The sequence below is a fragment of the Microvenator marinus genome (assembly GCF_007993755.1).
GTDB classification, from domain to species: Bacteria; Myxococcota_A; Bradymonadia; order Bradymonadales; family Bradymonadaceae; genus Allomicrovenator; species Allomicrovenator marinus.
The window spans coordinates 172,700-184,021 of sequence record NZ_CP042467.1 but is presented as its reverse complement, the minus strand read 5'-3'; the positions used below and the strand labels follow the sequence as shown (position 1 = coordinate 184,021).

The window sequence follows — 11,322 nt, the reverse complement described above, 5'->3', positions numbered from 1 at the left end:
CTACGCAAAAAAAGGCCCCGGAAATCCGAGGCCTTTTCTAAAGCAATCAGCTCCGAGCTTAGAAGCCCATTCCGCCCATGCCTTCCATACCATGATGGTGGCCGTGGTCGTCTTTGGATGCTTCTGGCTTGTCAGCGATCATCGCCTCAGTGGTCAACATGAGACCAGCGATGGAAGCTGCGTTCTGAAGCGCGGTGCGGGTCACTTTAGCTGGGTCGATGACGCCAGCTTCAATGAGGTCCTCGTACACGTCGGTACGTGCGTTGTAGCCAAATGCGCCGGTTCCTTCGGTCACGGTCTTGACCACGATGGAGCCGTCAACACCCGCGTTCGCCGAAATCTGACGAATTGGCTCTTGGATCGCCTTACGGACGATTTCAAGACCCACGTGCTCATCAGCGTCGAGTTTCAAGGTGTCGAGGATTCCTGCGCAACGGATAAGAGCGACGCCGCCACCAGGGACGATACCTTCTTCAACAGCTGCACGAGTTGCGTTGAGAGCATCCTCTACGCGTGCCTTCTTCTCTTTCATCTCAACTTCAGTTGCTGCACCAACTTTGATCACTGCAACACCGCCGACGAGCTTAGCAAGACGCTCTTGGAGCTTCTCACGGTCGTAATCGCTCGTGGTGACTTCCATTTGAGCCTTGATCTGAGCAACGCGTGCCTCGATCGCCTCTTTGGAGCCAGCACCGCCAACGATGGTGGTCTTGTCCTTGGTGATCTTGACGCTTTCGCAGCTACCGAGGTCGAGAAGTTTAGCGTTCTCGAGCTTCTGGCCACGCTCTTCACTGATGACGTTACCGCCAGTGAGGTCAGCGATGTCCTGAAGCATAGCTTTGCGACGGTCACCGAAGCCTGGAGCCTTAACAGCAGCCACGTTGAGGACGCCACGGATGAAGTTCACAACGAGAGTTGCGAGTGCTTCGCCTTCAAGGTCCTCAGCGATGATGAGGAGAGGACGCTTGTCGCCGGTAAGAACTTGGTCGAGCAATGGAAGGAGGTCCTTCATGTTCGAGATCTTCTTGTCGAACAGAAGAATCAGAGGATTCTTCATCTCGACTTCCATGCGGTCTTTGTTGGTCGCGAAGTAAGGTGAAAGGAATCCGCGATCGAACTCCATACCTTCAACGAACTCAAGCTCGTCCTCGAGACCTTTGGCCTCTTCAACGGTGATGACGCCTTCTTTTCCAACCTGAGCCATCGCGTCAGCGATAAGCTGGCCGATTTGCTCGTCGTTGTTTGCCGAGATGGTACCGACCTGAGCGATCTTGCTCTTGTCATTGGTCTTCACAGCAAGCTTTCCGAGCTCTTCCACAATCGCTGCGACCGACTTGTCGATTCCGCGCTTGATTGGCATTGGGTTGTGGCCAGCAGCAACAAGCTTCGAGCCTTCGCGGAAGATTGCGTGCGCCAACACGGTAGCAGTCGTGGTTCCGTCTCCGGCGGTGTCCGAAGTCTTGGAAGCAACTTCCTTAACAAGCTGAGCGCCCATGTTCTCGAAACGATCCTCAAGATCGATCTCTTTTGCCACGGTCACACCGTCTTTGGTGATCGTTGGGGCGCCAAACGCCTTTTCGATGACCACGTTGCGGCCTTTCGGTCCAAGCGTCACGCGGACAGCATGAGCAAGCGTGTTAACACCATTGAGGATGCGCTGACGTGCGCGCGTATCGAACATAATCTCTTTAGCCATTTTGATTCTCCTACGAGTTGAATCTACTTACTTTAAACAATGCTTCAGTCTGCCGCGATTACTCAGTAATCACCGCAAGGATCTCGGACTCACCAAGGATGAGGTGCTCTTTTCCGGCAATCGTGATCTCGGTTCCCGAGTACTTGCCGAAGAGGATGCGGTCTCCTTCCTGAACTTGCATTTTGATGAAGTTGCCATCATCGCCACGCTTGCCCGGACCAACTGAACGTACGAAGCCTTCGAGCGGCTTCTCTTTTGCGGTTTCTGGAATGTAGAGGCCTGATGCGGTCTTCTGCTCGCTCTCAACTCGCTCTACCAACACACGATCATACAACGGTTTCACTGCCATTTTACTACCTCCTTGAGGTGGGTTAAAAATCTGTTTCTTTACGTCTCTACTTAGGGTAGCGTCGCTTCGCGATGGCTCCTTTAGCACTCTCACTCGACGACTGCTAACGCCGCGGATGCTAGTCACCACTTTGGGGTGGTCAAGGCAAAAATCTTATTTTTTTGTAAACACCTTTAAGTTCAACCACTTAAACATCTCGAAAACGCGCAGACAATATGACGAACCCTTTGACCCCACAGGCAGAGAAGATAAGAGCCGCAAGCCGTTGGCTAGCAAGAGCTTCCACCGCTCAGAAGAATGACGCTCTTATCAGAGCCGCCGAGTCGATTCGTGCCGCAACCCCACAGATACTTGAGGCAAACGCAATCGACCTCCAAAAGAGCCAACGTGATCAGGCATTCAACGATCGGCTCAAACTCACCGAGCAAAGAATCGAGGATATGGCACTCGCCATCGAGGAAGTCATCCAATTGCCTGACCCAGTTGGTCGCGTCGATAGTATGTGGCGACGACCGAACGGCCTAAAGGTGGGACGCCAACGCATCCCGCTCGGCGTCATCGGAATCATCTACGAAGCTCGGCCCAACGTCACAAGTGACGCGGCGGCCCTCTGTCTAAAAAGCGGCAACGCCGTCATCTTGCGCGGCGGTAGCGATGCGCACGCCTCTTCCAAGGCCGTCTTCGAGGCGTTTCAAGCAGGCCTCAAGGCCTCCAGCCTCGACCCGAGAGCCGTGGATGCCATCGCCTTTCTAGACGACACCGACCGCGAATCCGTTCGCTATCTTCTAGAACTCGAAGACTACGTAGATGTGATCATCCCAAGAGGCGGAAAAGGTCTGATTCGCTTCGTCAACGAACACTCCAGAATCCCCGTCATCAAACACGACGAAGGCGTTTGCCATGTGGTAGTCGAAGGCAGCGCCAAACCGGAGATGGTCGACTCGATCGTGCTCAACGCAAAGACCCAGCGCCCCACAGTGTGTAATGCCGCCGAATGTCTGGTCGTCCTCAAGAACGCGCTCGACGTACACCTTGCGCGCCTCCTTCCAAAACTCGCCGAAGCGGGCGTCTTTCTCTATCTGGACGAGACATCTTTAGCTTTGGCCGAAAAAATTGGACTTCCGAACTCTTGCTATCAATCCGCAAAACCGGAAGACTATGGCAAGGAGTTCCTCTCACTGGAACTCGCTGTGAGGGTCGTCGACGATCTTGAAGATGCTATCCAACATATTGCCGAATTCGGCTCTCGCCATACGGAGGCACTCTTGACAGAGAATCATTCTCTGGCAGAAGCCTTCGTGGACGCCGTGGATTCTTCTTGCGTTGTCATCAACGCCTCAACCCGATTCGCGGATGGCGGGCAACTTGGACTCGGTGCCGAGATTGGAATCAGTACAACGCGCCTACACGCGTACGGGCCGATGGGCATTGAAGAGCTCACGACCACGAAATTTGTGATATTTGGAAGCGGACAAGTCCGCACTTAACCCCCGGAGAAGAATGGACCCCAAGGCAGCATCCACCCCTAACCAAGAGTTCGATACCGAAGAACTTGCGCGCTTTATCGCCGAGCTTACGTGGGACCTCAAGGGACTCAATACCGTAGTCGTCGACCTCAGAGGTCGTGTGAGCTACACCGATTTTGTGATCGTCACCACAGCGTCGTCTGACCGACAGATGTCCGCCCTGGCACGTCATATCGAAGGCAAGCTCAAGGAAGAGACCGGCGTGGTTCCTTACGGCCGAGAAGGCGTCGACTCTGGAAAATGGGCACTCATCGACTTCGGGGACGCCATCCTGCACATCTTCAACGGCCCTACCCGCGAAGACTACGACCTCGAGCGCATGTGGGTCGACGCACCGCGTCTTGACCTCGAAGACAAGCCAGAGGCCCTCTATGGCCGATTCGACCTCGACGAATTCGAAAACTAGTTAAGGCATCGGCTGCGAACGCCTCGAAGGTGCCCCAAGCATCTGAGGCCAACCTTCGGACCATGTGACTCGGTCCACGAGCACCTGCCGCCCAGGCGACTGCCCTACCCTGCCCTTCTGCCACGCGTGGTAAACGTGCACCCAATCCCCAGACGGTCCGGGTAAAATCGCGCCATGCCCTGGACCATCCCACTGCCCATTTGACCGCAAAATCGGGCTACTGGCCTTCGTGTAAGGCCCGCGTACAGACGTAGCCCGCGCTATCCCGACCCCGTAGCTTGGGCTCGCGTAGCCATTGCCACTGTAGAAGAGGTAGAAATACCCGTCCTTTTCCACAATCCATTGCCCTTCAACCACTGCCCCTTCCCAAGTACGGTCATTCGTCAGAATCGTAGAGACTGGGCCACTCAGCGTGACTCCATCTGCAGCCACCTCTTGGAGGAAAATAGGTGTGCGCGCCCCGACCGCATTGCCGTCGCGTTTCCACGTCAAATACCGCTTACCGTCGCTAGCCCTAAAGTAATGCGCATCAATAACACCGGGATTCGGGTCGTAAATCAAGGGCTCGCCGATATCCGTGAAAGGTCCAAGCGGTGAACTCGCCGTCGCGGCCCCAATGGAAAGCCGATTGTTGGACCGCGTACTCGCAGTGTAATAGGCCACATAGAGCCCCTCATCGACTTTATGAATCTCAGGCGCCCAGAACCGGTCATTCGCCCATCCGGGCCTCTCAGCCAAAATGGAGGCGTCTCGCGACCAATTCACGAGGTCAGTAGACGTGTAGATCGGAAAGAGGCCGGGTCCACCGGTATGTGTACACGTGAGGTAATACCTATCACCATCTTTCAAGATCCCCGGGTCGGGGCAATCTGCCCGAATGACTGGGTTGTGAAAGAGTCCGCCGCATTGCTCGTATCGAAACGCTAAATCGCAAGCCCCGCCGCCCTGAAAATGCGGGTCCCACCCGTTAGATAGACGAGCTGCAGAGTCCCCACCTGCGGCACGGCACGTGCCTTCCCAGGTCACCACGCCCTGAACATCATCAAACCTGTTGGGATGATTCGCCGGCGCCATCCAGCTTGGGCCATATCCAATGCGCGTTCGGCACGAGGTTGGAACGTCTTCACAAGCCCCGGAGTACTCGAAACCAATCACGCAGCTTCGCCCTTCAAAATAAGGCTTCCAGCCGTTCGAGAGCTCCGCAAACCCATTTCCCGCCCCATCGACTTGGCAGACACCATCCCATGTCACCTTGCCTTGCACATCATCGTAGGTGGTTGGTCTCTCCGGGCGAATCCAGCTCTCCCCGTACCAAATGCGGGTTGAACACGGCTCAGGTTCCTCGGTCATATCTGGCGCAGTATCCGGCGTCATATCAGGCTCGAGGACCGGCAGGTCCGCGCCCGAATCGGCAGAATCTCCCGCATCCACTCGCATATCGGCGATTGGCTCGCCCATGTCCTCTAAGCCTGGCGTCAAGCCCTGGTCCAAATCTCCAGCGCAACCGGCCAGCATCAGCACCCACAAAACATTTAAGAAACGGTTGTTCATAAAAGAGTCCTCCACACCTCGAACTTACACGCATTGCGGCGAAGTCTCCAATGAAGCTACGCAGGGTGTATTTCGACGCGCATTCACCAATCACACACCCATTTCCACCCAATAACACCCATTTCCACCCAATTAGTGCGGAGCGAGATTCTCTTCCGGAGACACCAGGGTCACAGTGTTCGCCACCTCCAGGAGAGTTTTGGCGTCATCCTCCGAGATATTCCAAGGCCTCCACACCTTCTCAGTGCTCAACGGTTTCTGCAGTATCGCCCGCAAAATCACAGCCGCCGCCATGTACGAGCCCTCCAAAGTGGCGTGATTCCCATCGGTATAGAGCGGAATCTCGCTGTGCTTCAACTCCGCCGTTACCCACGCATCACCTACCGGAGCCAGGCGTGCACGCGTGCCGCGGATAGTCGCAAGATTGGTTTCGCGAATAGCACGAGCAGCTCCCGCCGGAGTGGTCCCAAACGATTGGTGAAGTTTATCACCGGCCTCACGATGCCAAACTCCATAGAGAATCGGAGTGGTTTTTGGCCCCACCGACTCTACAAGCTGTCGAAAGCTCGCCACCTGTCCATCCGGATTCACAAACGCCTCAGTACTCGCCGGCTGCATCACCACAAAATCCCAGTGTTTGCGCGATATCGCCTGCACCGCGCCGCCATTCTGAACGTGGTCGGAAAGCTTGAACCCACCCCACATCACGGCGCTCGCCTCGATAGCCGGCGAACCAGTTTGGGCATCATTGATACGTTTGACCAGGAGCGGGACATTATTTCTGGATGTGTGACTATTGCCCACAAAGAGCACCCGAATCGCCTCTACAGTCGGCTCCTTTTCCTCAACTTTGGGTGCACATCCGACGAGGCAAATGGCAAGAACTATGCTCAGGATTCTTTGATACATGCTATCATTCTACATCATCTTGCAGACGGATACCTACGTAGTTTGCGATCTCGAAAATCACCTCATCCAAGGGCTTTGACGTGTCCACAACCAGGTCTGCTCCAGCTTCCAAGAGCCCTTCAAACTCAGCCTTGTCTCGAAATATCTTCTCCAGTTCCTCGGGCTTCTTTCCAAACTCATTTCCCTGTCGCGTAGCCAACCTCTCTCGCATGACTTCTTCAGGCGCTTTGAGCAATACAACACAGTCTAGGAGGCCATAGACTTGACCTTGATTTGCTGCACATCCCCCGACAAACAACGCGTCTCCCGTCGAGTCACCCAGGAGCTCGCTGACTCGTTCGATCCGCCAAATCCATTCCACAGCCTCGCCGGGCTTCACCGCCGAATAATGGGACCACTCAGGGCTATCCAAATCAACCGCGTGACAACCAAGCGCTCGAAACTCGCCGATTAGCGTCGATTTCCCAACTCCAGACATTCCAGTCAGCAAGACTTTCAAGCACACACCCAATTTACAAACCTACGCACCCCAATCACCTACACACCTGTGTTCGACCGCACAACTCTAGCGCACGTCGAGATGGTCTTCGCAACTCCCGCCGAATGGTGCCTTCCATCCATCGGGACACGTCGCAAAACTCCAATTCACGCGTTTCACGCTTGCCCCCGTCATTTTGGCGCCTTTGAGATTCGCGTGGGAAAAGTTGGAGCCGTCCAAGATTGCGCCACTCAAGTCCGCATTCTGAAGGTCACTACCGTTGAAATGAACACGCTCAAGTATACGGTTGGACCATTCGATTCCGGACAGGTCCATCACACTAAAAATCTCTCCATCCAGGTTCTTCATCCCATAAAGATCGCCAGATTCAACACCAGGAGGCGTGAAAAGCAGTGAAGCCAAATCTCCAGACTGAAGCCCGTTTCTGCGGAGCATATGCAGCACTAAGTCTTGGTTGCGCTCCTCTCCATTTGGATTGATGTTGAGTTGCGCACCAAAATGGGCCTCTTGTACTCGCCCCCCTTTGATCGCAACCATCCACGGGGTCCCTCCGGCCACTTCAAATCGAGACTTCACGTCACCGCTCATTTTTCCCCAGTCCAACCAATCTATCGGCAAAGAAGGCGTCCTCGATTTCATCTCAATGATCACATCTCTAAGACTGCGTCCCGTCAAGCATCCGTGAATGTAGAGCAGATAGACCCCATCCTCCTCTGGGAACTTCGCCCGCGGATCCAAATCCTTCTCCGTCGAAGCCCGTGGAGCAGCCTCAAGGATCTCCTCGACTGGAACGGCTGGTGAAACTTCTGGAGTGTGCACTTTCTCTTGAGGCTCCAACTCAGCCTTCGGTTTCGCTTCACAGCCAAGAAGAAGCGATCCAACTCCAATAACCACCGAAAACTGAACTACGCGAAACCTAAAACTACAATTGGCTTGGCAAAACGATTTCATCAATACGGTCCCCTGATTCAACGAAAGTCAAATCGCCCAAAAGGCAATAACTCATCTAAAAAACGCACAAAACAGCATATCTGCCCGTTCCGCTTCTTGTCAAAACAGCCACATCCGCTGCCAACTTAGGTGGGTGACAAACCGGGCTCAACGCCTTACAAACGAGCGCATGCAAGACATCACGACCACACTTTCTGCTCTCACCCGCGAGCGCCTACTCGAACTGGCACATCTTGTCGGTGTACAAGTGCCGACTTCGCTCAACAAAGACCAACAGATTGAGCGAATCGCCAACGCTAGAAACTTCCGTTTTGACGCAGCGGTCCGCCATTTTACTCGCGATGAGTTGAGAAAGGCTTGCGAGCTTCACGGTTTGGACACATCGCCAAGAGCCCGCATGGCCCTTGCACGGCAGCTCACCTCTTCGCTCGACGAGTTCTCGTCACTTGACCAAGAACCTAGCGACGTTTCCTTAGCGGCTCGCAATCTGCCAACGCCAGGCGCGATCGTCAGATGCCGCCAGCGGCAGTATCTCGTGGATCGCGTCGAAGCTGGGGAACTCGACTCGAAAGAGATGACCCTGGTCCATATGGTGTGTCTAGACGATGACGCGCCAGGCCGCCCACTTTCGGTGATTTGGGAACTAGAACTCGGAGCCCAACTCATCCAGCCGAGCGCACACGGGCTTGGCAACGTCACCGGTCTCGACTCGCCCGAAATGTTTGCAGGCTATCTCAACGCCTTGAAGTGGAGCTGCGTCACCGCAACAAACGCCCAGCTCTTTCAGTCCCCGTTTCGGGCAGGAATCAGACTGCTAAATCACCAGCTCACGCCGCTCTTGAAGGCCCTCTCACTGCCGCGAGCCAACCTCTTCATCGCCGATGATGTGGGCCTCGGGAAGACCATTGAAGCGGGCCTCGTTCTCCAAGAGCTACGACTCAGACAGCGCGTTGATTTTTCACTCATCTGCTGCCCTGCCTCTGTTGTGCTGCAGTGGCGTGACGAGATGAAGAAGCGTTTTGGCCTTCACTTTGAAATCTACGACCGTGACTTCATCGGCCGTAGGAGAAAAGAACGTGGCTTCCGAGTCAACCCGTGGAGCACCCACACACGCTTCATTATCTCCCACTCCATGTTGAGTCGCCCAGAGCACCGCGACCCCCTGCTCCACTTCCTCGGCAATCGTGTCCGCAAGAGCATCTTAATACTCGACGAAGCCCACGCCGCCGCACCAGCTACCGCCTCTAAGTACGCGGTAGACTCACGTTTCACCCATGTGATCCGCGATGTAGCCCCGCGCTTTGAAAACCGCCTCTTCTTGAGCGCCACGCCGCACAACGGCCACTCGAACTCCTTTGCTGCACTCTTGGAGATTCTGGACGGACAACGCTTCACTCGCGGCGTGCCCATCGACTCCGAAAAACAACTAAAACCCGTGATGGTTCGGCGCCTGAAGAGCGATTTGCGTGATGCGGGGATCTCATTCCCGAAGCGGCGTGTTATCCGCTGGGAACTCACATTCAGTAGCACCGACTGGGCCTTTAAGGAGATTGAGGAGACCCAAACAAATGCGCGCCCTGGCCTCAAACTCAAACATGCCGATGAATTACGGATGGCAGAGCTTTTGGCCGAATACACTGAGCTCATGAACCCCACCACTCAGCGGGCCAAATTCGTCTTCCTCAATCTCCAAAAGCGCCTGCTTTCAAGCCCAGAGGCCTTCTACCGAACCCTCCAAGCGCACCTGAAAAGGCACGTGGACGAATCTGAGTCTTCAGCGAGTGCGGGCAAACTCAATCCAGAAGTCTATGGCCAGTCCGATGAGGCTGATGAGCTCGAAGATGCCAAGAAGGTCGCCGAATACAGCGATGAGTTGAGCACGTCAGAGCGACTCGAGGAGATTCGACGCGAGCTGATGGACCTAGCTTTGCACCGAAGAATGGCGCCCGACGCCAAGATTCAGGCGCTGATTCAATGGATTCAGGCCGAGCTCAAGACCGATGGTGTGTGGAACCAGCGAAAACTCCTTATCTTCACGGAATACGCGGACACGAAGCGCTTTATCTTGGAGCACCTTAGAAACGCATTGGGTCACGATAAAGACCTGATCCTCCAGTTTCATGGTCAGATGTCCGATGAAGCGCGCGAAGAAGTTCAGAGCGCATTCAACTCTGTGGAGCATCCTGTACGCATCATGGTGGCCACAGATGCCGCTCGTGAAGGCGTGAACCTACAAGGAGCGTGTGCAGATTTGGTCCACTACGACCTCCCATGGAACCCAGCCAAACTCGAACAGCGCAATGGCCGAATTGACCGAACCCTCCAGCCCTCGCCCGAGGTTCGATGCATGTATTTCTCGCTGCCTCAGCGCCCCGAAGACCGAGTTCTGGAAGTTGTGGTGGAGAAGATCGAAACCATCCAGAAAGAGCTGGGTTCGCTCTCTAACGTTGTCATGGAGCGCATCGACGAATCCCTCAAGGATGGCATTGGGCGCGGCACCCTGGACATGATCCAGCGTATCTCCGCGGATTCCGAGGCGCGTGAGACAACGCGGCGAGAACTCGAGTCGCAGCGGAGTACCGCGAAACTGCAGAAAGAGATCGACCGTGCAGGCCGCATTTTGGACCAGAGCCGCAAGACTCTGAATTTCCAACCTGAAGAGCTTAGGCGTTTCGGCCCTACCATTCCGTGGACCTCTTTCCTTTCCTCCACAATCGCGTGATCTCCAGAAAACGCGGCGATTATGCCGAGCATTTGTTGCGCATGGGCTTTGTTCCAGGTGAACTCGCACACTCGGTGCACGCCTTTGACGTACTTGAGCGCAGCAACGGTCGGCGTCTCACGGATCATTTTGAGGTCTTTGCACCACCACAAATCAAGGACGGAACTGCGACCTTTGTTTTATTCACACGTGGCCTTCGATTTCGACCCGTTGATGTCCAACAACGCTGGGAGCATGAGCCTCCGCCTCGGCCACTCAGTGCCAGGTCCGACATCCATAACGCCTTCGACGAATACGCGGTCATGCTCTACGCTGCTGACGGGACGCCCATTGGTTATGTGCCACGCTATTACTCCGCTGCAGTCGCCAATCTGATGCGTGCTGGCAAGCTTCCTGCCATCAAGTTGCTTCGCCACAATCCCTTGCCGGCTCCGGTGCAGGAGCGGATTCTGGTTCAGTTGGGGATTCCTGTCCCAAATGAATGGGAGTTTGGAACCGAGGATGAGTTTGGGACGCTCACACCAAATTCCTAAGACGCCGCCTCGTTCCCCAGATCCAACGCATGGGTCATCCCTCGAGCACTCGCGCAAATTCAAAAAACATCGTCGTGGCACTCAACGTGCCGCAAGACCTGCCATACTCACCCCATTGCCCCGAGTAGGCGCACAAGGTTCCAAGTGCAAACAAAGATTGGGACTTCCTCGCTGCCTACT

10 protein-coding genes are annotated in these 11,322 nt (G+C 55.0%); 4 read left to right on the top strand and 6 right to left on the bottom strand.

Annotated elements, in window-relative coordinates:
* Nucleotides 1-58: 58 nt before the first annotated feature.
* Both groL and FRD01_RS00755 read right to left on the bottom strand, forming a co-directional pair.
* Entirely contained in the window at nucleotides 59-1,696 is a 1,638-nt protein-coding gene (groL, locus tag FRD01_RS00760) for a chaperonin GroEL (RefSeq protein ID WP_146956717.1), read from the bottom strand.
* A 58-nt stretch (nucleotides 1,697-1,754) separates the two neighbouring features.
* Nucleotides 1,755-2,045, bottom strand: coding sequence for a co-chaperone GroES (locus FRD01_RS00755; RefSeq protein WP_146956715.1), 291 nt, complete (start codon nucleotides 2,043-2,045; stop codon nucleotides 1,755-1,757).
* A 215-nt stretch (nucleotides 2,046-2,260) separates the two neighbouring features.
* On the opposite strand from FRD01_RS00755, the gene FRD01_RS00750 reads away from it, so the two are divergent.
* Nucleotides 2,261-3,532, top strand: a complete 1,272-nt coding sequence (locus FRD01_RS00750) for a glutamate-5-semialdehyde dehydrogenase (protein WP_146956713.1) — start codon at nucleotides 2,261-2,263, stop codon at nucleotides 3,530-3,532.
* 13 nt (nucleotides 3,533-3,545) lie between these two features.
* Complete coding sequence (rsfS, locus tag FRD01_RS00745) at nucleotides 3,546-3,977, top strand: ribosome silencing factor (protein WP_146956711.1); 432 nt, start codon at nucleotides 3,546-3,548, stop codon at nucleotides 3,975-3,977.
* Here rsfS and FRD01_RS00740 read toward each other — a convergent pair whose 3' ends face one another.
* The 4 genes from FRD01_RS00740 to FRD01_RS00725 form a co-directional block, all read right to left on the bottom strand.
* On the bottom strand, nucleotides 3,978-5,528 hold the full coding sequence (locus tag FRD01_RS00740) for a glycoside hydrolase family 43 protein (protein ID WP_146956709.1): 1,551 nt from the start codon (nucleotides 5,526-5,528) through the stop codon (nucleotides 3,978-3,980).
* Nucleotides 5,529-5,660: 132 nt separating this feature from the next.
* Nucleotides 5,661-6,437, bottom strand: a complete 777-nt coding sequence (locus tag FRD01_RS00735; RefSeq protein WP_146956707.1) for a hypothetical protein — start codon at nucleotides 6,435-6,437, stop codon at nucleotides 5,661-5,663.
* A gap of 4 nt (nucleotides 6,438-6,441) precedes the next feature.
* A complete protein-coding gene (locus FRD01_RS00730) occupies nucleotides 6,442-6,936 on the bottom strand; it encodes an AAA family ATPase (RefSeq protein ID WP_146956706.1) in 495 nt (164 codons plus the stop codon).
* A gap of 66 nt (nucleotides 6,937-7,002) precedes the next feature.
* On the bottom strand, nucleotides 7,003-7,887 hold the full coding sequence (locus tag FRD01_RS00725) for a pentapeptide repeat-containing protein (protein WP_146956704.1): 885 nt from the start codon (nucleotides 7,885-7,887) through the stop codon (nucleotides 7,003-7,005).
* Between the two features lie 169 nt (nucleotides 7,888-8,056).
* On the opposite strand from FRD01_RS00725, the gene drmD reads away from it, so the two are divergent.
* Entirely contained in the window at nucleotides 8,057-10,609 is a 2,553-nt protein-coding gene (gene drmD, locus FRD01_RS00720; RefSeq protein ID WP_146956702.1) for a DISARM system SNF2-like helicase DrmD, read from the top strand.
* Nucleotides 10,606-11,142 carry an HIRAN domain-containing protein gene (locus tag FRD01_RS00715; RefSeq protein ID WP_146956700.1) on the top strand — a complete coding sequence of 179 codons (537 nt, stop codon included), beginning with the start codon at nucleotides 10,606-10,608 and terminating at the stop codon, nucleotides 11,140-11,142. Before drmD ends, FRD01_RS00715 begins: the two co-directional genes overlap by 4 nt.
* The last annotated feature ends 180 nt before the right edge of the window (nucleotides 11,143-11,322 follow it).

What these genes read in the sequence shown, in the direction of transcription:
- groL (WP_146956717.1), bottom strand. Translation starts at nt 1,696, where the DNA reads ATGGCTAAAGAGATTATGTTCGATACGCGCGCACGTCAGCGCATCCTC.
- FRD01_RS00755 (WP_146956715.1), bottom strand. Translation starts at nt 2,045, where the DNA reads ATGGCAGTGAAACCGTTGTATGATCGTGTGTTGGTAGAGCGAGTTGAG.
- FRD01_RS00750 (WP_146956713.1), top strand. Translation starts at nt 2,261, where the DNA reads ATGACGAACCCTTTGACCCCACAGGCAGAGAAGATAAGAGCCGCAAGC.
- rsfS (WP_146956711.1), top strand. Translation starts at nt 3,546, where the DNA reads ATGGACCCCAAGGCAGCATCCACCCCTAACCAAGAGTTCGATACCGAA.
- FRD01_RS00740 (WP_146956709.1), bottom strand. Translation starts at nt 5,528, where the DNA reads ATGAACAACCGTTTCTTAAATGTTTTGTGGGTGCTGATGCTGGCCGGT.
- FRD01_RS00735 (WP_146956707.1), bottom strand. Translation starts at nt 6,437, where the DNA reads ATGTATCAAAGAATCCTGAGCATAGTTCTTGCCATTTGCCTCGTCGGA.
- FRD01_RS00725 (WP_146956704.1), bottom strand. Translation starts at nt 7,887, where the DNA reads ATGAAATCGTTTTGCCAAGCCAATTGTAGTTTTAGGTTTCGCGTAGTT.
- drmD (WP_146956702.1), top strand. Translation starts at nt 8,057, where the DNA reads ATGCAAGACATCACGACCACACTTTCTGCTCTCACCCGCGAGCGCCTA.